We start from the raw sequence: 24,369 nt of genomic DNA, 5'->3' as shown, positions 1-24,369 counted from the left end.
CGCTTGCCCCAGAACACCTGGTTTCGCTGGTTGAGCAGAATGATGCCGACATTGGGCCTGAAGCCTTCTCTGTCAAGCATAATCAACCCCAAATTTTTAAACTGTCTTCATTATGCATCGCTCTATGCGAGTTGCGAAGTGATCACACACCTGTTGTCTCTCTGAGCGCTGCGGGACGCCCCAAAATTGGACCCACTCGGGCCGGTTTGTCCCGCACATCTGTTCAGAGCCTCCCTTTTTGAACCCCACCGAGCTGCCTGCGGGCGGCGCTGAGCCCATGAAAGCCTCCCAGTTCTTCATCTCGACCCAGAAGGAAGCCCCGGCCGACGCCGAAGTGGTGAGCCACCAACTGATGACGCGCGCCGGCATGATCAAAAAGCTTGGCGCCGGCATCTACAGCTACATGCCCATGGGTCTGCGTGTGATCCAGAAGGTGGAAGCCATCGTGCGCGAGGAAATGAACCGTGCCGGCGCGGTCGAGCTCACCATGCCGGTGATCCAGCCGGCCGAGCTGTGGCAGGAAACCGGTCGCTTTGAAAAGATGGGCCCGGAGCTGCTGCGCATCAAGGACCGGCACGACCGCGACTTCATCGTGCAGCCCACCAGCGAGGAAGTGGTCACCGACATCGCGCGCCAGGAGTTGCGCAGCTACAAGCAGCTGCCGAAGAATTTTTACCAGATTCAGACCAAATTTCGCGATGAGCGCCGTCCGCGTTTTGGTCTGATGCGTGGGCGCGAATTCATCATGAAGGACGCCTACAGTTTTGATCGCACTGGTGAAGCCGCGCAGACGAGTTACCAGGTGATGGCTGCGGCCTACCGGCGCATCTTCGACCGGTTCGGCCTGCGTTACCGGGCCGTAGCGGCCGACAGCGGCGCCATCGGTGGAGACTTGAGCGAGGAGTTTCAGGTGATCGCGGCCACGGGCGAGGATGCCATCGTGTACTGCCCAGACAGCGACTACGCAGCCAACATGGAGAAGGCCGAAGCGCTGGCACCCGCTGCGCCGCGTCCTGCGCCTTCCAACGCCATGATCAAAACGCCAACGCCGGGCAAGAGCACTTGCGCCGATGTGGCGGCGCTGCTGGGCGTGCCGCTGGCCGTGACGGTCAAGTCGCTGGTGCTGGCTACCGACACGCTCAACGAAGCGGGGGAGACCGTGAAAAGCCAGGTGTGGCTGCTGCTGCTGCGCGGGGATCACGACATGAACGAAGTCAAGGTGAACAAGGTGCCAGGGCTGAACGTCGGTTTCCGTTTCGCCAGCGTGCCCGAGATTGAAGAGCACTTCGGTTGCCGCCCCGGCTACCTGGGTCCGATCGGCTTGAAGAAGCCGGTGAAACTGGTGGTGGACCGTGAAGTGGCTGTGATGGCCGACTGGATCTGCGGTGCCAACGAACCCGATTTCCACATGACTGGCGTGAACTGGGGCCGCGACTTGCCAGAACCCGATGTGGTGGCAGATCTGCGCAATGTGGTCGAAGGCGACGCCTCACCCGACGGCAAGGGCCTGCTCGCCATCGAGCGTGGCATCGAAGTGGGCCATGTGTTTTACCTGGGCACCAAATACAGCAAGGCGATGAAAGCGACGTTCCTGGGCGAAGACGGCAAGCCTGCTCACTTCGAGATGGGCTGCTACGGCATCGGCATCACGCGCCTGCCTGCGGCTGCCATCGAACAGAACCACGACGAGCGCGGCATGATCTGGCCCGATGCGCTGGCGCCGTTCACGGTGGTGGTGTGCCCTATCGGCATGGACCGCAGCCCGGAGGTGAAGGCGGCTGCCGAACAGCTCCACGATGAACTGATCGCGGCGGGCATCGACGTGATCCTGGACGATCGTGGCGAGCGCCCGGGTGCCATGTTTGCAGACTGGGAGCTCATCGGTGTGCCGCACCGTGTGACCATCGGCGACCGTGGGCTGAAGGCCGGACAGGTGGAATACCAGCACCGCCGCGATGCCGCCGCCACCCAGGTGGCGTTGGCCGACGTGCTTGCCTTGCTGAAGGGCAAGCTCGGCGCATGAAGCCGCTGGCCTGGTCGCGTCGCGACTGCCTGTTGGGGGCGGCGTCGTTGGGACTCAGTTCGTTGCCCCATTGGACGCATGCAGGTGGTCAGCTTGAAGAGCCGCTGGCCGATTCGGTGCGCGGTGCTTTGAGCGCCGCCATCTCCAACAGCGCGCCGCCCGTGCCTGAATTCACCGACCTGGAAAAGCGGCTGGCCTACTTGCGTTGGCTGGGCACCAGCAGTGGGCGGCTGCAGCGGCGCAAGACTGAATTTCAGACGCGCATTGAATTCCTGCAGACCGTCTGGTACGAAACGCGCCGCGCGGGGCTGGACATCACGATGGTGCTGGGGTTGATCCAGGTCGAGAGCGCATTCCGGAAATTCGCCATCTCGCGCGTGGGTGCGCGGGGCTATATGCAGATCATGCCGTTCTGGTCGCGCTTGATTGGTGACGGCGACCCCAGCCGACTCTTCAACATGCAGACCAACCTGCGCTTTGGCTGCGTGATCCTGCGCCATTACCTCGACCGCGAACGCGGTGACACCTTTCTGGCGCTGGGCCGCTACAACGGCAGCCGGGGCCGTGCTGAGTACCCCAACGCGGTGTACGCGGCCTCCAGGAACTGGGCACACCCCGACGCTTAGTGATGTCGCTCCCACGCTCCGCCGCTGCGCGGGTCGCTGCCCCCCGAGGGGGCTGTTTCGCATTGGGGCGGCCCTGCTGCGAAACGCCTGTCGGTTATTGCAGAAACCCGATGCGGTTCTTGCTCGTGCCCGCTTTGGGCAGGTCGTCGGGCTCCACGCGGTAGCGGTTGGCCAGCCGCGCATTGCCAAACGCCGTGACCAGCGCCCGGCGCATTTCGCGCGGCGCCAGCACTGCGAGCTGGTCCAGCACGTCGTCGGCAGGCTCCGGATCAAAGCGCTGCCCCCAGTCGTGCTCCCCCAGGATGCCGCGGTAGAGGTGGGCTGCGATCTTGCGCGCTGCTTCCGGGGTGGGTGGTGCAATCTCGAACACGTTCATGCGGTTCATGATCGGCTCGGGAATGTGGCGTTCGTCGTTGGCGGTGGTGACCCAGATCACCTGGCTGGCGTCGATCGGCACTTCGGCGAACTCATCGACGAAGTTTTGCGCGGTGTCGTGCTCCAGCAGGCTGTAGAGCGCGCCCAGCGGGTCGTATTGCGCATCGGCGTTGGCCTTGTCGATCTCGTCCACCACGATCACCGGGTTGGCGTACTGGCCGTCGATCAGCGCTTCGAACACCTTGCCCGGTTTGGCGCCTTTCCATTGCGAGGATGAACCCGACAGCAACCAACCCGCCGTCATGGAACTCATGGGCACGAGACTCATGCTGGTGCCCAGCAGTTCGGCGAGCTGTTTGGCGAAGTGGGTCTTGCCCACGCCGGGTGGGCCCAGCAAGAGGATGGGTGTGACCTCCAGGCTGTCGCGGCTGTCCTGGCTCAGGGCCACGTGGCGCTTCACGTCGTCGAGCACTTCACCAAAATTGGGCAGCAAGTCGTAGAGCGGTGCCATGTCGGGCACGCCCGAGGGTTTGACGGCGAAGCGTTGTGGGCCGCGCTCCAGCATGCGCTGCCACGTGTTGCGAAGGCTTTCGTATTCACGTTCGTTGCCACTGGCCTGCAGCTTGGCCAACTTGCGCTCGACTTCGTCCGCGCTGAACACGCTGCGCATCTGGGCGATGGGCAGACCAAGAGGGGGTGAAGCGACCAGGCTGCGTGAGCTCATGCGGTTCTCCTTGAAGGTTCAGTGGCGATTTCATTCAAGCACAAGATGTGCCCGCCATGAAGCCCGAAAAGCCCCGTGAAGACCCCGTTGACTGCCGCATTGACCATGTCCGTGCGAAACCGCGCACATGGCGGGCGCCAGAAACGACAAAGCCACCCGAAGGTGGCTTGAGCCGCGGCGCAGGGCCGGTCAGCTCTGGCCGGTGATGACCTGTTGCAATTCGCCCGACTGGTACATCTCCATCATGATGTCCGAACCGCCGACGAATTCGCCCTTGACGTAGAGCTGGGGGATCGTGGGCCAGTTGCTGTATTCCTTGATGCCCTGGCGAACCTCTTCGTCTTCAAGCACGTTCACGGTCTTGAGCGTTTTGGTCTCGACGCCGCAGGCCTTGAGGATCTGGATCGCACGGCCGGAGAAGCCGCACATGGGGAAGCTCGCGTTGCCCTTCATGAACAGCACGATGTCGTTGGATTTGACCAGTTGGTCGATTCGGGTTTGGGCGTCACTCATGGCTGAAAGGTCCTTCTGCGAATGGGTCTGGAGTGACCCGGGAACGGTCTGCATTATCGCGCTTGTGGCCACTGGCCGCCGCTGCAGCGTTCGATGGCCGCAAGGTCGGTGCGGCTGCTCACTTGCTCGAAGCCGGTGGCTTGCAGCAGGCCGCGAACCGCAGCGGCCTGGTCGAAGCCGTGTTCGATCAGCAGCCAGCCGCTGGGCACCAGCGCCTGGGGTGCGTTGTTGATGATGTTGCGGATGTCGTCCAGTCCATCGACCCCGGCCGTGAGAGCGGTCAAAGGCTCGTGGGCCAGGGCGGCGAGATGGGGGTCGTTGTCGGCGATGTAGGGTGGGTTGGTGACGATCACATCAAAGCGCTGGCCGGGCACCGCGTTCAGCCACGACCCGACGTGAAACCGCACCGGCAGGTCCAGGCTCTTAGCATTGCTTCGGGCAACCGCCAGGGCGTCTTCGCTCTCATCGGTGGCACTCACCGTTGCCAGAGGCCGCTGCGATGCGAGTGCAAGCGCGATGGCGCCACTGCCCGTGCCCAGGTCCAGCACGCGGGCCACGCTGCTGCCGGCACCCACCAGCTCCAGCGCCCAGTTCACCAGCGTTTCGGTGTCGGGGCGGGGCACCAGCACGCGCGTGTCCACCTGCAATTGCAGTCCAAAGAATTCCTGATTGCCGCGCAGGTAGGCCATGGGTTCACCCCGCTGGCGCCGCTGCACCAGGGTCTCCAGACGCACTGCTGAATCAGCTGGCAACGCATCACCGTCGTGCGCCATGAGCCACGCGCGGTCGTGCGGACCGCGCTGCAAGGTGAGTAGCACAAGCATCTGCGCGTCAAGCCGGTCCAGGCCGCGCTGTTGCAGCACCGAGAGCGTCTCTCGAATGGTGTTCATGCTCCGTTGCGCTGTTCAAGCTCGGCGAGCAGCTCGGTGCCGCGCGCCACCTGCAAGGCATGGATCACTTCGTCCAGATCACCCTCCATCACCTGCAGCACCTTGTAGAGCGTGAGGTTGATGCGGTGGTCGGTCAGGCGGCCTTGCGGGAAGTTGTAGGTGCGGATGCGGTCGCTGCGGTCGCCGCTGCCGATCAGGCCCTTGCGGGTGGCGGCTTCCTTGGCGGCGCGCTCGCTGCGGTCTTTTTCCTGCAGGCGCGCGGTGAGCACCTGCAGGGCCTTGGCCTTGTTGCTGTGCTGCGAGCGGCCGTCCTGGCATTCGGCGGTGATGCCGGTGGGCAGGTGGGTCACTCGCACGGCGGAGTCGGTCTTGTTGATGTGTTGGCCGCCAGCACCGCTGGCGCGGTAGGTGTCGATGCGCAGCTCGCTCGGGTTGAGCTTCACCGCTTCCGTTTCGTCAGGCTCGGGCATCACGGCCACGGTGGCTGCGCTGGTGTGGATGCGGCCTTGTGTTTCAGTGGCCGGCACGCGTTGCACGCGGTGACCCCCCGATTCAAAGCGCAGTCGGCCGTAGGCGCCGGGGCCGGACACGCGCAGCACCGCTTCTTTGTAGCCGCCGAGCTCGCTGGGCGACTCGCTCACGGTTTCAACCTGCCAGCCCTGGCGCTCCGCGTAGCGGGTGTACAGCCGCGCCAGGTCGCCGGCAAACAGCGCCGATTCGTCGCCGCCGGTGCCAGCGCGGATTTCCACGAAGGCGTTGCGCTCGTCGTCGGGGTCTTTGGGCAAGAGCAACTGCTGCAGCTCGGTGTCGAGCTGAGCCATGTCTGCCTGAGCGGCGTCAATTTCCTCGCGGGCCATGTCGACCATGTCGGCGTCCGCGAGCATCTCGGTGGCCGAGGCCAGGTCGGCTTCGCGCTGCAGGTAGCGGTTGAACACCTCGACCACGGTGGAAGCGTCGGCGTGCTCGCGGCTGAGCGTTTTGAAGCGCTCCATGTTGTCCACCACGTCGGGGGCAGATAGCAGCGCGTCGAGCTCGTGCAGGCGGGCGCGTTGGCGCAGCAGGGTGTCGCGGACGAAGGGTTTCATGGGTGGGGAAGACGGTGGGTGTCGGCGGGCCAGCCGTCCGACGGTACCGAACCGCAGACAGCAGTGCCCGAAGCAAGCCGCTAGGCTTGTGGGTCGCGCGGCGACTTGGCCGATGATTCGCGCAGGAAGAGGCGGGAGACGGTCTGGGCCGTGACTGCGCGAGCAGCGGTGTCACCGGTGTGCAGCTCGGCCAGCGTGCCGTGCAGCATCTTCTGGGTGAGGCCTCTGGACAGGGCTTCCAGCACGGCTTCCACCGGTTCGCCCTTGGCCAGCAGGCGGCGGGCTCGGGCGAGTTCCACAGCACGCCATTCATCGGCCTGCGCGTTGATCTGCTGGATCAGGGGCACCACGCCATTGGCGGGGTTGCGCTGGTCCATCCAGTGCATGAAGCTGGCCACGCCGGCGTCGATGATCACTTCCGCCTGGGCCACGGCGGCCTGGCGGTTGTCCTTGCCGGTTTGCACCACGGTGGCGAGGTCGTCGACGGTGTAGAGGTACACGTCGGTCAGCGCCTTCACTTCAAATTCGATGTCGCGCGGCACGGCCAGATCGACCATGAACATGGGGCGGTACCGGCGTTTCTTCAGCGCTCGCTCGACGGCACCCAGACCGATGATGGGCAAGGTACTGGCGGTGCAGCTGATGACGGCGTCGAATTCGTGCAGGCGATCGGGTAGATCGGCCAGGCGAATGACCTGGGCGCCGAATCGGTTGGCGAGCTTCTCGCCGCGCTCCAGCGTGCGGTTGGCGATCGCCATGCTCTTGGGCGTTTTCGCGGCGAAGTGGGTGGCGGCGAGTTCGATCATCTCGCCCGCGCCGACGAACAGCACCCGGATGTCTTTCAGGTCCTCAAACAGCTGCGACGCCAGGCGCACGGCCGCGGCCGTCATGCTGATGGAGTGGGCGCCGATCTCGGTGCAGCTTCGCACTTCCTTGGCCACGGCGAAGGAGCGCTGGAACAGCTGGTGCAGCGTGCTGCCCAGGGCGCCAGCGTCGTGGGCAGCGCGCACCGCGTCCTTCATCTGGCCGAGGATCTGGGCCTCGCCCAGCACCATGCTGTCCAGCCCGCTGGCCACGCGGAACGCATGGCGGGCCGCCTGGTCGTCGCGCAGCACATAGGCGTGGTCGCGCAGCACGTTCGGACTGACACCGCCGGTCTGGGCCAGCCAGTCCAGCGTGGGGTCCACCGCCGAGGCGTCACCTGCGCCATAGAGTTCGGTGCGGTTGCAGGTGGAGAGCAGCGTGGCCTCGGGTTGGCGCACCAGACTTTGGCGGTAACCGTGCAAAGTGGGCTGGATCTGATCGAGCGCAAACGCAAAACGGCCCCGCAGATCGAGCGGAGCCGTGTGATGGTTGATGCCGAGGGTCCAGACAGACATTGGCCGATTATAAAATTGATCGCTTATGCACGTCACTGGCAACTCTCAATGACACCTTTGTCTGTTCTCTCGCACCTGGTGGGTTTTGTGGCGCCCGCTCTCGGCGTCGGCCTGCTGCTGTGGGTCGGCTTGCGCGTGCGACGCAAAGGGCGACCGGGATTCGGTAGCGGCCTGCAGCTGTCGTTGCTGTTCGTCTCGGGCGTGATGGTGCTGCTCGTGGGGCTGGCGTACTTCGGTCGCGACGGAAAGGTCGCCACCTATGCGGCACTGGTGCTGGCCCAGGGAACGGTGGCCTGGTGGTTGCGCGGGCGTTGACTCAGGAGCCCGGGGCGAACAGATCCACCCGGTCGGTGATGATGCCGTCCAGCCCCAGGTCCAGCAGCCGCTGCGCGGCCCAGTCGTCGTTGACCGTGTAGGCCAGTGTGCGCAGGCTGGCCGCCCGGGCCGTGCCGATCAGCGCCGTGTCCCACAGCGCGTGGTTGCAGACCACAGCCACGCACTCCAGCGAGCGGGCCACGTCCAGCCAGCCGCTCCACAACGTATCGAGCAGCAGGCCGCGCGGTAGCTCGGGCGCCGTGGCCATAGCGTTTTGCAAGGCTTCGGGCTGGAACGAAGTCAGCAGGGGAGGCCAGCCAGGCCGGTCTTGCCAAAGGCGTTGTGCAGCTGCCGCCACCGCCCGACCGGTCTGGGCTTCCAGGCCCGGAGTTGGTTTGATTTCGATGTTGAGCCAGCAGGCGTTGGCCTGGCAGTAACGCGCCACACCCTCCAGGGTGGCCAGTGGCTCACCCGCAAAACCGCGCGAATGCCAGCTGCCCGCGTCGAGCTGACTCAAGGCGCTCCACGACTGGTCGCCGCCCACGCCATGGCCATTGGTGGTGCGCTGCAGCGTGTCGTCGTGCAGCAGGAACACCACGCCGTCTGCGCTGAGCTTGGCATCGCACTCGAGCATGCGGTAGCCGTGCGAGGCGCCCACCCGGAACGCTGCCAGCGTGTTTTCAGGTGCGAGCTTGCCGGCGCCGCGGTGGGCGATCCACCGTGGATAAGGCCATGGCGTCTTGTGCTCCCCCAAGCTCACACCCGCTTGCCGGTGGTTGCGTCGAACCAGTGCAGGCGCTCCAGCCGTGGCTGGGCGTGGATGGTGCTGCCCACCGCCGGTGCACCCTGGTCTTCGTGGGTGCGGATGATGAGTTGTTCGTCGCCCAGCCGGGCATGCACCAGGCGCTCCGCGCCGAGCAACTCCACCGTCTCCACCTGCAGCGCCCAGCCTTCCGAGCCGATGTCGAGGTGCTCTGGCCGCACGCCCAGGATCTGGCCCGTCCTGCCGCCCGGTGCCGACTTGAGCAGGTTCATGGGGGGTGAGCCGATGAAGCTGGCGACAAACGTGGTGGCCGGGCGGGAGTAAACCTCTTCGGGCGTTCCGAACTGCTCCATGTTGCCGGCGTTCATCACGATCATGCGTTCGGCCAGCGTCATGGCCTCCACTTGGTCGTGTGTGACGAAGAGCGAGGTGATACCGAGTTCACGGTGCAGCTTCTGGATCTCCAGCCGCGTCTGGGCGCGCAGCTTGGCGTCCAGGTTGGACAGCGGCTCGTCGAACAGAAAAACCTGCGGCTGGCGCACGATGGCGCGGCCCATGGCCACGCGCTGGCGCTGGCCGCCGGAGAGTTCGCGCGGCTTGCGCGCCAGCAGGTGACCCAGTTCCAGGATGCCGGCGGCCTTGTCCACGCGCTGCTTGATCTCGTCGATCGGCACCTTCTTGATCTTCAAGCCGTAGGCCATGTTGTCGAACACGGTCATGTGCGGATACAGCGCGTAGTTCTGGAACACCATCGCGATGTCGCGTTCGGCCGGCTCCAGTTCGTTGACGACTCGCTCGCCGATGCTGATCTCGCCACCGCTGACCTCTTCCAGGCCAGCCACCATGCGCAGCAGGGTGGACTTGCCGCAGCCCGACGGGCCGACGATCACGATGAATTCGCCGTGGGCGATCTCGGCATTGACGCTGTGGATGACTTGCAGTTCGGTTTTGCCGGTGCGGTAGCGCTTGACGACATTGCGAAGGGAGATGGATGCCATGTTGTTTTCAGTCTCTGGTCAGTTGAGGGTAGAGCCAAGGGGCGCTGCGCGCGTCCTTGGGGCCGTCCCACAAGTCATTTACTTTTCGGTGTCCACCAAGCCCTTGACGAACCAGCGCTGCATCAGGATCACGACCAGCGCGGGCGGGATCATGGCCAGCACGGCGGTGGCCATCACGATGTTCCAGTCGGTGGCCGCGTCACCGCCACTGATCATGCGTTTGATGCCGATCACCACCGGGTACATGCTTTCTTCGGTCGTCACCAGCAGCGGCCAGAGGTATTGGTTCCAGCCATAGATGAACTGAATGACGAACAGCGCGGCAATCGAGGTGACCGACAGCGGCAGCAGCACGTCCTTGAAGAATCGCATGGGCCCTGCGCCGTCCATGCGCGCGGCTTCCACGAGTTCGTCGGGCACGGTCAGGAAGAACTGGCGGAACAAAAAGGTGGCGGTGGCCGAGGCGATCAGCGGCACCGTGAGGCCGGCGTAGGTGTTGAGCATGCCCAGGCTGGCCACCACCGAGTAGGTGGGTCCGATGCGCACTTCCACCGGCAACATCAGCGTGACGAAGATGGCCCAGAAGAACAGCATGCGGAAGGGGAAGCGGAAGTAGACGATGGCGAATGCCGACAGTAGGGAGATCGCGATCTTGCCCACCGCAATCACCAGTGCGGTGATCAGGCTGACCATCATCATTCGCCCCACCGGCGCGTTCGAGGCAGCCCCCATGCCGGTGCCTTTGAGCGCCGCGGTGTAGTTCTCAATCAACTGGTTGCCCGGCAGCAGCGACATGGGCGCCTGCACGATGGCGTCGGCCGTCTGGGTGGAGGCCACGAAGGTCAGGTAGAGCGGGAAGCCGACCACCAGCACACCGATGATCAACACGGCGTGGGACAGGAAGGTCAGGCCGGGGCGGCGTTCGATCATCAGTATTGGACTTTCTTTTCGACGAAGCGGAACTGCACCACCGTGAGCGCAATGACGATCACCATCAGCACCACCGACTGCGCGGCAGAACCACCGAGGTCCAGCGCCTTGAAGCCGTCGTAATAGACCTTGTAGACCAGGATCGCGGTGTCCTTGCCCGGGCCGCCCTGGGTGGCCGCGTCCACGATGGCGAAGGTGTCGAAGAAGGCGTAGACCACGTTGATCACGAACAGGAAGAACGTGGTGGGCGAGAGCAGCGGGAACTGGATCGTCCAGAAGCGCCGCCAAGGGTGGGCGCCGTCGATGGCCGCGGCCTCGATCAGCGACTTCGGAATGCTCTGCAGGCCGGCCAGGAAGAACAGGAAGTTGTAGGAAATCTGCTTCCACACCGAGGCCAGCACGATCAACGTCATCGCGTGGGTGCTGTTGAGCAGGCTGTTCCACTCGATGCCCACCGCGCGCAGCGCGTACGAGACGACGCCGATGGACGGCGCCAGCATGAACAACCACAGCACACCGGCCACGGCCGGTGCCACCGCATAGGGCCAGATCAGCAGCGTGCGGTAGATCAGTGTGGCCTTGACCACGCGATCGGCGAACACGGCCAGCAACAGCGAGATGCCGATGCCCAGGCCGGCCACCAGCACCGAGAACACGGCGGTTGTTTTGAACGAGGCCAGATAGGTCTCGTCGTTGATCAGGTTCTTGAAGTTCTCCAGCCCCACCCATTCGGTCGAGATGCCGAAGGCGTCAGACTGCTGAAACGACTGCAGCAGCGCTTGTGCTGCTGGCCAGAAGAAAAAAACCAGAATGACGATGACCTGAGGCGCGAGAAGCGCCCACGGCAACCAGCTGGAACGAAAGACGACGCGTTTTTCAGAGGCCATGCGTGCCAGTGGCAGAAGGTTGTAAAGGACTCACGCGGCGTGCGCGAGAAGCGGGGCAGCATGGAACCCTGCCGCCCCGGCGAGCATACTCAGTTCTTGTTGGCCGCCTCGAAGCGCACCAGCAGCTCGTTGCCGCGCTTGACCGCGCTGTCCAGCGCTTCCTTGGCGGTCTTCTTTCCGGCCCAGACCTGCTCGAGCTCTTCGTCCTCGATCGCGCGGATCTGCACGAAGTTGCCCAGGCGGATGCCGCGCGACTTTTCGGTGGTCTTGCGGATCATCTGGTTCACGGCCACGTCGGTGCCTGGGTTCTGCTTGTAGAAGCCCGCCTTTTCGGTGGCTTCAAAAGACGCCAGCGTGATCGGCAGGTAACCCGTGCGCTGGTGGCTCTTGGCCTGGATCTCGGCGTTGGTCAGGTAGTTGAAGAATTCGGCCACGCCCTTGTACTCAGGCGCCTTCTTGCCGGCCATGACCCACAGCGAAGCGCCGCCAATCACGGTGTTCTGCGGCGCACCGACCACGTCGGGGTAGTAAGGCAGCGTGGCAATGCCGAAGTCGAACTTGGCGTTCTTCTTGATGCTGGCGTAGGTTGACGACGATGCGGTGGCCATCGCGCATTCGCCCGAATAGAACGGCGCGTCGGCGGCGTTGCCGCGGCCGCGGTACACAAACAGCCCTTGCTTGGCCATGTTGGCCAGGTTCTCGATGTGGCGCACGTGCAGCGGGCTGTTGAAGTTCAGGCGCGCGCTGGTGCCACCAAAGCCGTTGCCCTTGGTGGCGAACTCGGTGTTGTGCCAGGTCGAGAAGCTCTCGAGCTGGGTCCAGCCCTGCCAGCTGGTGGTGAACGGGCAACTCACGCCCGATGCCTTGAGCTTGGCGGCGGCGAGCACCACCTCAGGCCAGGTCTTGGGCGGGCTGTTCGGGTCCAGGCCGGCTTTCTTGAACAGGTCCTTGTTGTAGTTGAAGACCGTGGTCGAGCTGTTCAGCGGGAAACTCAGCATTTGCCCATTGGGGGCGGTGTAGTAACCCACGACGGCTGGAATGTAGGCCTTGGGATCGAACTTGTAGCCGGCATCGGCCAACACCTTGCCCACCGGCACGATGGCGCCTTTGGCCGCCATCATGGTCGCGGTGCCGACTTCGTACACCTGCAGGATGTGTGGTGCATTGCCCGCGCGGAAGGCCGCCACGGCCGCCGGCATGGTTTCGTCGTAAGTGCCTTTGTAGGTCGGCACGATCTTGTATTCCTTCTGGCTGGCGTTGAAGCCATTGGCGAGGTCGAGCACCCAGTCGTTCAAGCCACCGGTCATGGAATGCCACCACTGGATCTCGGTCTGGGCATGAACTGGCCCGCTGATCAGTGCGGCAAGCGCGAGGGCGCCGGTGAGGGGAAGAAAGCGTTTCTGCATGTTGGCTCCTAAATACGGACGACGGAAACGCCGTAGGGTATGGATCTTCTGTGACGAAACGATTGCAACGGCGTTTCCCTCCCATGACAACAGGGGTTTCCATGAGGGGGGCGGGTGAATGGGCCCTGCGTTACCATCTTGGGCTACCCACTGTCACGTTGGCGTCTGCCGCATCCATGAACGCTCCCACACCGCTCTCGCTCTTCGCCGTGGCCACCGACGAAGCACCGCGCCTGCGCGAGATACCCTACAACTACACCTCTTTCTCCGATCGCGAAATCGTGCAGCGTTTGCTGGGCGAGCGGGCCTGGACGTTGTTGAACGAACTGCGCGGCGAACGCCGCACCGGCCGCTCGGCGCGCATGCTGTACGAGGTGCTGGGCGACATCTGGGTGGTGCAGCGCAACCCCTACCTGCAGGACGACCTGCTCGACACCCCGAAACGCCGCAAACAGCTGGTGGATGCCCTGCACCACCGCCTGACCGAAGTACAGAAGCGCCGTACGCCGCAAGACGACGCCGGACGGGACCAATTGGTGGCCGAGCTGCTCCAGGCCGCCAAGGGTGCGGTGGACGCCTTCTCGCGCTCGTTTGAAGACATGGCCGCGCTGCGCCAGCGCGCCACCAAGGCGCTGCGCAAGCTCACCGCGCACGACAACATCAAGTTCGACGGCCTCTCGCGCGTCTCGCACGTCACCGACGCGACCGACTGGCGCGTGGAATACCCTTTCGTGGTGCTCACGCCCGACACCGAATCCGAGATGGCCTTGTTGGTCAAAGGCTGCTACGAACTCGGGTTGACCATCATTCCGCGAGGCGGCGGCACCGGTTACACGGGCGGCGCGATCCCGCTGACCTGGAAAAGCGCGGTGATCAACACCGAAAAACTCGAAGCCATGACCGAAGTGGAATGGGTGAAGGCACCCGGCCACGACAAACCCCTGCCCACCATCTGGACCGAAGCCGGCGTGGTGACACAGCGCGTGGCCGATGCGGCCGAGCGCGCGGGCCATGTGTTTGCGGTCGACCCGACCTCGGCCGAGGCGTCGTGCGTGGGCGGCAACATCGCCATGAACGCCGGTGGCAAGAAAGCCGTGCTCTGGGGCACGGCGCTGGACAACCTGCTGAGCTGGCGCATGGTCACGCCGCAGGCGCAGTGGCTCGAAGTGACCCGGGTGGACCACAACCTGGGCAAGATTCACGACGCCGAGGTGGCCAGCTTCGAGCTGAAGTATTTCGAGGCGGACGGCAAGACGCCGGTGCGCACAGAACAGCTCGTGATTCCCGGCAAGACCTTCCGCAAGGAAGGCCTGGGCAAGGACGTGACCGACAAGTTTTTGAGCGGCCTGCCCGGCATCCAGAAGGAAGGTTGCGACGGCCTGATCACCAGCGCGCGCTGGGTGGTGCACCGCATGCCCGAGCATGTGCGCACCGTGTGCCTGGAGTTCTTCGGCAACCCGCGCGACTGCGTTCCGTCGATTGTGGAGATCAAGGACTTCATGTTCGCCGAGATGAAGCGCCCGGGTGGCGCCATCCTGGCCGGCCTGGAGCACCTGGACGACCGCTACCTCAAGGCCGTGGGCTACGCCACCAAGAGCAAGCGTGGCACCTTGCCCAAGATGGTGCTGATCGGCGACATCGTGGGCGACGACGCCGACGCGGTGGCGCGTGCCACCAGTGAGGTGATCCGCCTGGCCAACTCACGCAGTGGTGAAGGCTTCGTGGCCATCAGCGCCGAGGCGCGCAAGAAATTCTGGCTCGACCGCAAGCGCACGGCGGCCATCAGCAAGCACACCAACGCCTTCAAGATCAACGAAGACGTTGTGATCCCGCTGCCGCGCATGGGCGAGTACACCGAGGGCATCGAGCGCATCAACATCGAGCTCTCACTGCGCAACAAGATCAAGCTGGCCGACGCGCTGGAGGCCTTCTTTGCCAAGGGTCAGTTGCCCCTGGGCAAGACCGACGACGCCAACGACATCCCCAGCGCCGAACTGCTCGAAGACCGCGTGCAACAGGCCCTGGTGCTGGTGCGCGACGTGCGAGCGCTGTGGGCCGGCTGGTTGCGCGATGTGGACAGCCTGTTCTCGCAACTGCAAGACCACCGCCTGCGCGCCAGCTGGAAAACGCAGCTCCGTGCCCCGCTGCAGCAGATCTTCACCGGTGCTGCTTTCGGTGCCGTGCTGGACGAATGCACCGCCATCCACAAGCGTGTGCTCAAGGGCCGCGTGTGGGCGGCGCTGCACATGCACGCCGGCGACGGCAACGTGCACACCAATCTGCCGGTCAACAGCGACGACTACGAGATGTTGCAGACGGCGCACGAGGCTGTGGCCCGCATCATGGTGCTGGCGCGCAGCCTGGACGGCGTGATCTCGGGCGAGCACGGTATCGGCATCACCAAGCTGGAGTTCCTCACCGACGAGGAGCTGCGCCCGTTCGCCCAGTACAAGGACCGCGTCGACCCCGAAGGCCGCTTCAACAAGGGCAAGCTGTTGCGCCAGGGCGTGGGCGGCGACGCCAGCCTGCGCAGCGCCGACCTGGCCCACGCCTACACGCCGAGCTTTGGCCTCATGGGCCACGAGTCGCTGATCATGCAGCAGAGCGACATCGGTGCCATCGCCGATTCGGTGAAGGATTGCCTGCGCTGTGGCAAGTGCAAACCGGTCTGCGCCACGCATGTGCCGCGCGCCAACCTGCTCTACAGCCCGCGCAACAAGATCCTGGCCACTTCGTTGCTGGTGGAAGCCTTCCTGTACGAAGAGCAGACCCGCCGCGGCATCAGCATCAAACACTGGGAAGAATTCGAGGACGTGGCCGACCACTGCACCGTGTGCCACAAGTGCCTGAGCCCGTGCCCGGTGAAGATTGACTTCGGCGACGTCACGATGAACATGCGCAACCTGTTGCGCAAGATGGGCCAGAAGAGCTTCCGTCCGGGCAATGCCGCGGCCATGTTCTTCCTGAACGCCACCAACCCGGAGACCATCAAGTTCATGCGCTCGGCCATGGTCGACGTGGGGTTCAAGGCCCAGCGCATGGCCAACACGCTGTTGAAGAAGGTGGCGCGCAAGCAGACCGGCGCGCCGCCAGCCACGCTCGGGCCGGCTCCCATCAAGGAGCAGGTGATCCACTTCATCAACAAGAAGATGCCCGGGGGCTTGCCCAAGAAGACCGCGCGCGCGCTGCTCGACATTGAAGACAAGGACTACGTGCCCATCATCCGCAACCCGGTGGGCACCACGGCCGAGACCGAAGCGGTGTTCTATTTCCCTGGCTGCGGATCCGAGCGCCTGTTCAGCCAGGTGGGGCTGGCCACGCAAGCCATGCTGTGGCATGCGGGCGTGCAGACCGTGTTGCCGCCAGGTTACCTCTGCTGTGGCTATCCGCAGCGCGGCAGCGGCCAGTTCGACAAGGCCGAGAAGATCATCACCGACAACCGGGTGCTGTTCCACCGCGTGGCCAACACGCTGAACTACCTGGACATCAAGACCGTGGTGGTGAGCTGTGGCACCTGCTACGACCAGCTCCAGGGCTACGAATTCGACAAGATCTTCCCCGGCTGCCGCATCATCGACATCCACGAATACCTGCTCGAAAAAGGCATCACCTTGCCAGCCGGGCAGGGCGGTTACCTCTACCACGACCCCTGCCACACGCCGATGAAGCTGCAGGAGCCGATGAAGACGGTGAAGGCCCTGGTGGGTGACAACGTGATCGAGAGCAAACGCTGCTGCGGTGAGTCGGGCACGCTGGGCGTGACCCGGCCCGACATCTCCACCCAGATCCGCTTCCGCAAGGAAGAAGAGCTGCTCAAGGGCGAGGCCGCCCTGCGCGCTGCCGGCACTGTGGGTCCGCAAGCCAATGTGAAGATCCTGACCTCCTGCCCGAGCTGCCTGCAAGGCCTCACGCGCTATGGCGACGACCTGAACAACGGCCTGCTTGAAGCCGACTACATCGTGGTCGAAATGGCGCGCCAGATTCTGGGCGAAGAATGGCTGCCCGCTTACGTGGCCAAGGCCAACGAAGGCGGCATCGAACGCGTGCTGGTCTGACCCCACAATTCACACGGAGACATTTCCCATGGCCGGACTCGACAAGAACACCCCCTCGCCGCAATCCATCACGCTGCACCAGCAGTCGCGCGTGCTCGAGATCGGTTTTTCCGACGGGAAGGAGTTCAGGATTCCGTTCGAGCTGATGCGCGTGTACTCCCCTTCGGCCGAGGTGCAGGGCCACGGCCCGGGCCAGGAAGTGCTGCAGACCGGCAAGCGCGAGGTCGGCATCATCGCGCTGGAGCCGGTGGGAAATTACGCGGTTCAGCCCACGTTCTCCGACGGCCACAGCTCGGGCATCTTCTCGTGGGACCTGCTGTATTTCCTCGGCTCGAAGCAGGACGAACTCTGGGCCGAGTACACGGCACGTCTGAGCGCCGCCGGCGTGGAGCGCGACGCACCCATGCCCGAAAAAGGCGGCCACGCCTGCGGCAGTCACTGAAGGCATTGCGATGGCAGACACCCATTTCGGCTTCAAGACCGTCGACGAGCGGGAAAAGGCTTCTCGCGTGCGCAGCGTGTTCGACTCGGTCGCGCCCAAGTACGACGTGATGAACGACCTGATGTCGGGCGGCCTGCACCGGCTCTGGAAGCGCTACACGCTCACCGTGGCCAACCCGCAACCGGGCCACCACGTGCTCGACATTGCTGGCGGCACCGGCGATCTGTCTCTTGCGTTCGCGAAAAAGGTGGGCCCCACGGGCCGGGTCGTGCACACCGACATCAACGAGGCGATGTTGCGTGAAGGCCGCACGCGCCTCCTTGATATGGGCGTTGTACTCCCCACCTTGGTGTGCGATGCTGAAAAGCTTCCGTTTGCCAGCGATTCGTTCGATTTCGTGTCCGTGGCCTTCGGGTTGCGCAACATGACGAACAAGGAACTGGCGCTGGCCGAGATGCATCGCACCCTCAAGCCAGGCGGCAAGTTGCTGGTGCTGGAGTTTTCCCGGGTGGCGAAACCTCTCGAAAAGGCTTATGACTGGTATTCGTTCAACATCCTGCCCAAGCTGGGCAAGCTGGTGGCCAACGACGAGGAGAGCTACCGATACCTCGCCGAGTCCATCCGCATGCACCCGGGACAGGAAGCATTGCGGCAGATGATGCGCAGCGCGGGCTTCGGCCACGTGGATGTGCACAACCTCAGCGCCGGCGTGGTGGCGCTGCATGTGGGCATCAAATGCTGAGCGGGGTTTTGATTTTTGATTGAAGGAGACAGGGACATGAACAAGTTGTGGTCGGTGGTGCTGGTTTGCGCGATGGTGCTGAGCACGCAGGATGTCTGGGCCAAGCGCATGGGCGGCGGCTTTTCAGTCGGCAAGCAGTCCGGCAACGTGACGCAGCGCAGCACTGCTCCCGCGCAGCAGCAGGCAGCGCCACAGGCGCCGACACAGAACGCCGCAGCCCGTCCCGCCACCGCCAGCCCGGCGGCAGCGGCGCCCAAGCGTCCCTGGGGCGCCATGCTCGGTGGCCTGGCCGCCGGTCTTGGACTGGCCTGGTTGGCCTCTTCCCTGGGTTTCGGTGAAGGTTTTGCACAGTTCCTGATGTTCGCCTTGCTGGCGGCGGTGGTCATGGCCGTGATCGGCATGGTGATGCGCCGCCGCGCCGCTTCCAACGGCGCCGGCAACATGGCTTATCAAGGTGCTGGTGGCCCGGCCACCCAATCGGGCAATTCGCAGTTCGACCCCGCCACGCCCCGCAGCTACATGCCGCACAACGTCGGCAACGATGCATCGGCCCGTCCGTGGGAGCGCAGTGGCCCCGCGTCGCTCGACACGGCCCAGCCGTCCGCAGCGGGTGGCTCCATGATCGGCGCGGCCCTCATGGGTCGCCAGACCTGGGGTGTGCCTGCCGGCTTTGATGCCGACGGCTTCCTCAAGGCTTCCAAGGCCAATTTCGTGAGCTTGCAAGATGCCTGGGACCGCTCCGACATTCCGAGCCTGCGCGCCATGATGACCGACGGCATGCTGGAGCAGATCCGCAGCCAGTTGGCAGATCGTGAATCCACCAGCGCCGGTGGTGTCAACAAGACCGAGGTGGTGATGCTCGATGCCCAGTTGCTCGGCATTGAGGAGCTGGACGACGAGTACATGGCCAGCGTGGAATTTTCGGGAATGATCCGCGAAGATGCATCGTCTGGCCCCAATCCGTTCCGCGAAGTCTGGAACATCACGCGCCCCAAGGCAGGCTCGTCTGGCTGGCTGGTGGCGGGCGTGCAAGCCTTGCAATAACGTCATCGGGTCGGGTCCACGACCCGACCTTGTCCGGGCAATGGCCGATGGTGCCGCCCGCCGGGTTTTATCCGTCAAAATCGGGTGGTCATGAAAAATGAACCACCCGTTTTTTCGTCCGGACCAGGCGCTTCTGGCGCCTCGCCCCTGAACTTCCTGCAATCCTTGCTGGGCTCGATCCGCCCGCCCGACTGGGTGGTGGACGAGTTGCAGAACCGGCTCGTGCTGTTCCTCAACCATGTGTTGATGCAGGAGCCCGCAGCCCAAGACCGTTTGAAGCGCCAGAAGGGCAAGCCCGTGCGCATCCAGTGGGGCGACTTCCACCTCACGCTGGCGCCCACCGCAGCCGGTTTGCTGGAGCGCTGTGCGCCCGGCGCGAAGCCCGAACTCAGCGTCACGCTGACCCAGACTTCACCCTTGGAGCTTGCCCAGAGCGTGCTCGCCGGCCAGAAACCGGGCGTGGACATCCAGGGCGATGTGCAACTGGCGGCCGAGGTGGCCTGGCTGGTGGACAACGTGCGCTGGGATGTCGAGGAAGACCTGTCCCGGGTGGTTGGCGATGCCACAGCGCACACCATCGCGCGGTTCGCGCGGTCCGCTTCCACGGCCATCAAGTCGTTCGTGGCCCGCATGCCTGAAGGCTTTCCCCCGAGGAACCCATTCACCAGCGCGCCCGCGTCCGATGCCGGCGTGCCGCCGCACGACGGCGGACCCAGCGCATGACGCGGCTCTTTCGCGGCGCGTTCATTGTCTGGGTGGTGTTGCGCTACGGGCTGGACGAGCTGGTGCTCTCCAGCTTCCGCGGCCGCGGCATACGCCTGCTCACCCGCATCGTTTCCATCGGTCGCAACCTGGATGCGCCCCGCGGCGAGCGTCTGCGCGAAGCCTTGGAGCGCCTGGGGCCGATCTTCGTGAAATTCGGCCAGGTTCTGTCGACCCGCCGTGACCTGCTGCCGCCCGACATCGCCGACGAGCTCGCCCGACTGCAGGACCGCGTGCCCCCGTTTCCCAGTGAAGTGGCCGTGGCCAGCATCGAGCGTGCGTTCGGCAAGCCGCTGTCCGAGGTGTTCACGCACTTCGAACAGGTGCCGGTGGCCAGCGCGTCGATCGCCCAGGTGCACTTTGCGACCCTGCGCGACGGCCGACATGGCGGGCGCGAGGTGGCGGTGAAGGTGCTGCGGCCCAACATGCTGGCCGTGATCGACAAGGACCTCGGCCTTATGCGCATGATGGCCGGCTGGGTGGAGCGGCTTTCCGCCGACGGCAAACGCCTCAAGCCGCGCGAGGTGGTGGGCGAGTTCGACAAATACCTGCACGACGAGCTGGACCTGCTGCGCGAGGCGTCGAATGCCGCGCAACTGCGCCGCAACATGCAGGGCCTTGATCTGGTGCTGATCCCGGAAATGCTCTGGGACTATTGCTATACCGAGGTCATGGTGATGGAGCGCATGCATGGCCTGCCCATCAACAAGGTCGACGAATTGCGCGCGCTGGGCGTGGACATTCCGAAGCTCGCTCGCGACGGTGTGACCCTGTTTTTCACCCAGGTGTTTCGCGACGGCTTTTTCCATGCCGACATGCACCCGGGCAACATCCAGGTGAGCACGGCGCCCGGTACGTTCGGGCGCTACATCTCGCTGGATTTCGGCATCGTCGGCACGCTCACCGAGTTCGACAAAGAGTACCTGGCGCAGAACTTCACAGCCTTCTTCCGGCGCGACTACAAGCGCGTGGCCGAACTGCACATCGAGTCCGGTTGGGTGCCCGCCGAGACGCGTGTGGACGAACTCGAATCGGCCATCCGCGCGGTGTGTGAACCTTACTTCGACCGTCCGCTCAAGGAAATCTCGCTCGGACTGGTGCTCATGCGCCTGTTTCAGACCTCGCGTCGTTTCCAGGTGGAAATCCAGCCCCAGCTCGTGCTGCTGCAGAAAACCCTGCTCAACATCGAGGGTCTGGGCCGAGAGCTCGATCCCGAGCTGGATCTCTGGAACACCGCCAAGCCGTTCCTGGAAAAATGGATGATCGAGCAGGTGGGGCCGCAGAAACTGCTGCAGCAGCTCAAGGCCGAGGCACCCCAATACGCCAAGCTGCTGCCCGCGTTGCCACGCCTGCTGCACGACTACCTGCATCACAAACCGCACGAACTGCGGCGCGAACTCGACAGTCTGCTGGCCGAGCAGCGGCGCACCAACCGCCTGCTGCAGGCCATCCTGTATGGCGGACTGGGCTTTTTGCTCGGGCTTATCGTGATGCAGGTGCTGGTGCGCGTGCGTCTCTGGTGAAGGCGGGCGGCCGTGTGCCGCCTGAGGCCGACGCCCGGCAGGGCGCTCGACACCCCCTCAATTTATAATGACGGGTTTTGTTCCGCTTCCACCAGGGAATGCAGTGCGCCCGCCGGGTGACTGCCTTGACCGGACAACCCCCCTTCTTCACCAGGTTCACGCCATGCCCATCTATGCCTACAAGTGCGAGTCCTGCGGCCATGCCAAGGACGTGCTGCAGAAAATGTCCGACGACCCGCTCACCGTGTGTCCGGCCTGCGGTCAGTCCAGCTTCAAGAAACAGCTGACCGCCGCCGGATTCCAGCTCAAGGGCTCGGGCTGGTACGTCACCGATTTCCGCGAGGGCAACAAGCCCGCCGCCACACCTGCCGGCGAAGGCGCACCCGCCGCAGCGCCTGCCAAACCGGCCGGTGACGTGGCCGCACCCGCGCCCGCCGCCGCACCCGCACCTGCTGCCGCGCCGGCTCCCGCAGCACCGACCACACCGACCACACCGTCGAGCTCCTGAGTCATCCCGCATGCCGTCGTTTCGCAAATGGTTGTTCTCGGGCCTGCTGGTGCTGGTGCCCCTGATCATCACGCTCTGGGTGCTGGAGTGGGTGGTCAGCACGCTCGACCAGACCCTGCGCATCCTGCCCACCAGCTGGCAGCCCGACCAGCTGTTCGGCATGCACATTCCAGGCCTGGGCGTGGTGTTCGCGCTGGTGGTGGTGCTCTCCATCGGAGCCCTGGCATCCAACATCATCGGCAACAAGCTGGTGAGCTGGTGGCACGCGCTGTTGCACCGCATTCCCGTGGTGCGCTCCATCTACTCGGGCGTGAAGCAGGTGTCGGACACCTTGTTCTCCGAGAAGGGCAACGCGTTTCGCAAGGCCTTGCTGATCGAATGGCCGCACGAAGGCATGTGGACCATCGCCTTCCTCACCGGTGCTCCCGCCGGTGACGTGCTGCACCACCTGCAGGCCCAGCCCGGGCGCAGCGGTGAACTCGACGAGTTTCACAGCGTGTATGTGCCCACCACCCCCAACCCCACCGGCGGCTACTTCGTGATGGTGCGCAAGAGCGCCTGCGTGGAGCTGCAGATGAGCGTGGACGAAGCGCTGACCTACATCGTGTCCATGGGCGTGATCGTGCCCGGTGGACCCAAGAATCCGCACCTCAAGGTGGGCGCCGACGGCGCCATCCAGAAGACCCCCTGATCTCTCCCCGCGGGCCCGGCCTGCGAACCTGTTGAAAGAAGAAGCGAAATGGCGATGCGTACCCACTATTGCGGTCTGGTGACCGAGGCCCAACTGGGCGAAACCGTGAAGCTGTGCGGCTGGGTGAACCGCCGCCGCGACCACGGTGGCGTGATCTTCATCGACCTGCGCGACCGCGAAGGCTATGTGCAGGTGGTGTGCGACCCCGACCGGGCCGAGATGTTCAAGACCGCCGAAGACGTGCGCAACGAGTTCTGCGTGCAGGTCACCGGCCTGGTGCGCGCGCGCCCCGCCGGCACCACCAACGACAAGCTCAAGAGCGGCCAGATCGAGGTGCTGTGCCACGAACTGAAGGTGCTCAATCCTTCGGTCACGCCGCCGTTCCAGCTCGACGACGAGAACCTCTCCGAGACCACGCGCCTCACGCACCGCGTGCTGGATCTGCGCCGCCCTTACATGCAGAACAACCTGATGCTGCGCTACCGCGTGGCCATGGAGGTTCGCAAGTTTCTGGACGCCAATGGCTTCATCGACATCGAGACGCCCATGCTCACCAAGAGCACGCCCGAAGGCGCGCGCGACTACCTCGTGCCCAGCCGCGTGCACGACGGCCACTTCTTCGCGCTGCCGCAGTCGCCCCAGCTGTTCAAGCAGTTGCTGATGGTGGCCGGCTTTGACCGCTACTACCAGATCACCAAGTGCTTCCGTGACGAAGACCTGCGCGCCGACCGCCAGCCCGAGTTCACGCAGATCGATATCGAGACCTCGTTCCTGACCGAGGAAGACATTCGCGACATGTTCCAGGGCATGATCAAGACGGTGTTTCAGAACACGCTGGGCGTAGATTTGGGCGAGTTCCCGGTGATGGCCTACAGCGAAGCCATGCACCGCTTTGGCTCCGACAAGCCCGACCTGCGCGTGATGCTCGAGTTCACCGAGCTGACCGACGTGATGGGCGATGTGGACTTCAAGGTCTTCTCCGCCCCCGCCACCATGAAGGGGGGCCGCGTGGTCGCCCTGTGCGTGCGTGGCGGCGCCGACATGAGCCGCAGCGAGATCGATGCCTACACCGAGTTCGTGAAGATCTACGGCGCCAAGGGCCTGGCCTGGATCAAGGTCAACGACGCATCCAAGGGCCGCGACGGCCTGCAGAGCCCGATCGTGAAGAACCTGCACGACAAGGCCGTGGCCGATATCCTGGCTCGCACGAAGGCGCAGAACGGCGACATCATCTTCTTCGGTGCCGACAAGGCCAAGGTCGTCAACGACGCCATCGGCGCGTTGCGCCTGAAGATCGGCCACAGCGAGCTGGGCAAGAAGAACGGCCTGTTCGAAAGCCGCTGGGCGCCGATGTGGGTGGTCGACTTCCCGATGTTCGAACACGACGAGGAAGCCGATCGCTGGACCGCCGTGCACCACCCCTTCACCGCGCCGAAAGACGGCCACGAAGACTGGATGGTCACCGCACCCGAGAAGTGCATTGCCAAGGGCTACGACATGGTGCTCAACGGCTGGGAGATCGGCGGTGGCTCGGTCCGTATCCACACCGCTGCGGTGCAGCAGAAGGTGTTTGACGCGCTCAAGATCACGCCCGAAGAGGCCCAGGTCAAGTTCGGCTTCCTGCTCGACGCGCTGCAGTACGGCGCGCCGCCCCACGGTGGCCTGGCGTTCGGCCTGGACCGCATCGT

Annotated in this window: 22 protein-coding genes and 1 pseudogene; 12 read left to right on the top strand and 11 right to left on the bottom strand. The window is 64.4% G+C overall.

The window, feature by feature from the left end:
• Positions 1 to 80 (bottom strand): annotated as a pseudogene (locus tag IV113_RS10620) (RNA pyrophosphohydrolase); the annotation flags it as partial.
• Positions 81 to 277: 197 nt separating this feature from the next.
• Between IV113_RS10620 and IV113_RS10615 the strand changes: the two are divergent.
• On the top strand, positions 278 to 2,023 hold the full coding sequence (locus tag IV113_RS10615; protein ID WP_291084267.1) for a proline--tRNA ligase: 1,746 nt from the start codon (positions 278 to 280) through the stop codon (positions 2,021 to 2,023).
• Positions 2,020 to 2,649 (top strand): lytic transglycosylase domain-containing protein, encoded by a 630-nt coding sequence (locus tag IV113_RS10610; protein WP_291084264.1) that lies wholly within the window; start codon positions 2,020 to 2,022, stop codon positions 2,647 to 2,649. The genes IV113_RS10615 and IV113_RS10610 overlap by 4 nt, the downstream gene beginning before the upstream one ends.
• Before the next feature lie 94 nt (positions 2,650 to 2,743).
• Here the strand turns inward: IV113_RS10610 and IV113_RS10605 are convergent, their stop codons facing one another.
• The 5 genes from IV113_RS10605 to hemA form a co-directional block, all read right to left on the bottom strand.
• The gene (locus tag IV113_RS10605) at positions 2,744 to 3,748 is read right to left on the bottom strand and encodes an AAA family ATPase (RefSeq protein ID WP_291084261.1); all 1,005 of its coding nucleotides are present in this window, start codon (positions 3,746 to 3,748) and stop codon (positions 2,744 to 2,746) included.
• Positions 3,749 to 3,937: 189 nt separating this feature from the next.
• Complete coding sequence (grxD, locus tag IV113_RS10600) at positions 3,938 to 4,261, bottom strand: Grx4 family monothiol glutaredoxin (RefSeq protein WP_056273096.1); 324 nt, start codon at positions 4,259 to 4,261, stop codon at positions 3,938 to 3,940.
• Between the two features lie 53 nt (positions 4,262 to 4,314).
• The gene (gene prmC, locus IV113_RS10595; protein WP_291084256.1) at positions 4,315 to 5,151 is read right to left on the bottom strand and encodes a peptide chain release factor N(5)-glutamine methyltransferase; all 837 of its coding nucleotides are present in this window, start codon (positions 5,149 to 5,151) and stop codon (positions 4,315 to 4,317) included.
• Positions 5,148 to 6,236: a peptide chain release factor 1 gene (gene prfA, locus IV113_RS10590; protein ID WP_291084253.1), complete on the bottom strand. Its 1,089-nt coding sequence runs from the start codon at positions 6,234 to 6,236 to the stop codon at positions 5,148 to 5,150. The genes prmC and prfA overlap by 4 nt, the downstream gene beginning before the upstream one ends.
• An 80-nt stretch (positions 6,237 to 6,316) precedes the next feature.
• Positions 6,317 to 7,615, bottom strand: coding sequence for a glutamyl-tRNA reductase (hemA, locus tag IV113_RS10585; RefSeq protein ID WP_291084250.1), 1,299 nt, complete (start codon positions 7,613 to 7,615; stop codon positions 6,317 to 6,319).
• Between the two features lie 48 nt (positions 7,616 to 7,663).
• Between hemA and IV113_RS10580 the strand changes: the two genes are divergently transcribed.
• Positions 7,664 to 7,930, top strand: a complete 267-nt coding sequence (locus IV113_RS10580; RefSeq protein ID WP_291084247.1) for a hypothetical protein — start codon at positions 7,664 to 7,666, stop codon at positions 7,928 to 7,930.
• Position 7,931: 1 nt separating this feature from the next.
• Here IV113_RS10580 and ugpQ read toward each other — a convergent pair whose 3' ends face one another.
• From ugpQ to ugpB, 5 genes are all read right to left on the bottom strand, one after another.
• Positions 7,932 to 8,690, bottom strand: coding sequence for a glycerophosphodiester phosphodiesterase (ugpQ, locus tag IV113_RS10575; protein ID WP_291084243.1), 759 nt, complete (start codon positions 8,688 to 8,690; stop codon positions 7,932 to 7,934).
• Entirely contained in the window at positions 8,687 to 9,691 is a 1,005-nt protein-coding gene (ugpC, locus tag IV113_RS10570) for a sn-glycerol-3-phosphate ABC transporter ATP-binding protein UgpC (protein ID WP_291084238.1), read from the bottom strand. The genes ugpQ and ugpC overlap by 4 nt, the downstream gene beginning before the upstream one ends.
• Before the next feature lie 78 nt (positions 9,692 to 9,769).
• A complete protein-coding gene (ugpE, locus tag IV113_RS10565; RefSeq protein WP_291084236.1) occupies positions 9,770 to 10,621 on the bottom strand; it encodes a sn-glycerol-3-phosphate ABC transporter permease UgpE in 852 nt (283 codons plus the stop codon).
• On the bottom strand, positions 10,621 to 11,508 hold the full coding sequence (ugpA, locus tag IV113_RS10560) for a sn-glycerol-3-phosphate ABC transporter permease UgpA (RefSeq protein ID WP_291084233.1): 888 nt from the start codon (positions 11,506 to 11,508) through the stop codon (positions 10,621 to 10,623). Before ugpA ends, ugpE begins: the two co-directional genes overlap by 1 nt.
• An 89-nt stretch (positions 11,509 to 11,597) precedes the next feature.
• Positions 11,598 to 12,914: a sn-glycerol-3-phosphate ABC transporter substrate-binding protein UgpB gene (ugpB, locus tag IV113_RS10555; RefSeq protein ID WP_291084231.1), complete on the bottom strand. Its 1,317-nt coding sequence runs from the start codon at positions 12,912 to 12,914 to the stop codon at positions 11,598 to 11,600.
• 176 nt (positions 12,915 to 13,090) lie between these two features.
• Between ugpB and IV113_RS10550 the strand changes: the two genes are divergently transcribed.
• The 9 genes from IV113_RS10550 to aspS form a co-directional block, all read left to right on the top strand.
• Entirely contained in the window at positions 13,091 to 16,969 is a 3,879-nt protein-coding gene (locus IV113_RS10550; RefSeq protein WP_291084229.1) for an FAD/FMN-binding oxidoreductase, read from the top strand.
• A gap of 28 nt (positions 16,970 to 16,997) precedes the next feature.
• Entirely contained in the window at positions 16,998 to 17,411 is a 414-nt protein-coding gene (locus tag IV113_RS10545; RefSeq protein ID WP_291084226.1) for a DUF971 domain-containing protein, read from the top strand.
• 10 nt (positions 17,412 to 17,421) lie between these two features.
• Positions 17,422 to 18,153 carry a bifunctional demethylmenaquinone methyltransferase/2-methoxy-6-polyprenyl-1,4-benzoquinol methylase UbiE gene (gene ubiE, locus IV113_RS10540; protein WP_291084222.1) on the top strand — a complete coding sequence of 244 codons (732 nt, stop codon included), beginning with the start codon at positions 17,422 to 17,424 and terminating at the stop codon, positions 18,151 to 18,153.
• 36 nt (positions 18,154 to 18,189) lie between these two features.
• The gene (locus tag IV113_RS10535) at positions 18,190 to 19,197 is read left to right on the top strand and encodes a TIM44-like domain-containing protein (protein ID WP_291084219.1); all 1,008 of its coding nucleotides are present in this window, start codon (positions 18,190 to 18,192) and stop codon (positions 19,195 to 19,197) included.
• A 90-nt stretch (positions 19,198 to 19,287) separates the two neighbouring features.
• A complete protein-coding gene (locus IV113_RS10530) occupies positions 19,288 to 19,920 on the top strand; it encodes a hypothetical protein (RefSeq protein WP_291084216.1) in 633 nt (210 codons plus the stop codon).
• Positions 19,917 to 21,482, top strand: coding sequence for a ubiquinone biosynthesis regulatory protein kinase UbiB (gene ubiB, locus IV113_RS10525; protein WP_291084213.1), 1,566 nt, complete (start codon positions 19,917 to 19,919; stop codon positions 21,480 to 21,482). The genes IV113_RS10530 and ubiB overlap by 4 nt, the downstream gene beginning before the upstream one ends.
• A gap of 163 nt (positions 21,483 to 21,645) precedes the next feature.
• On the top strand, positions 21,646 to 21,990 hold the full coding sequence (locus IV113_RS10520) for an FmdB family zinc ribbon protein (protein ID WP_291084210.1): 345 nt from the start codon (positions 21,646 to 21,648) through the stop codon (positions 21,988 to 21,990).
• Between the two features lie 10 nt (positions 21,991 to 22,000).
• Entirely contained in the window at positions 22,001 to 22,681 is a 681-nt protein-coding gene (locus IV113_RS10515) for a DUF502 domain-containing protein (RefSeq protein WP_291084207.1), read from the top strand.
• A 48-nt stretch (positions 22,682 to 22,729) separates the two neighbouring features.
• On the top strand, positions 22,730 to 24,369 hold a 1,640-nt coding region (gene aspS / locus IV113_RS10510; protein WP_291084204.1), incomplete at its 3' end, for an aspartate--tRNA ligase.

Source organism: Hydrogenophaga sp., from assembly GCF_018780385.1.
GTDB lineage: Bacteria > Pseudomonadota > Gammaproteobacteria > Burkholderiales > Burkholderiaceae_C > Hydrogenophaga.
Note: the sequence above shows the minus strand (reverse complement) of the source record. Positions and strands in the feature narration are given on the sequence as shown.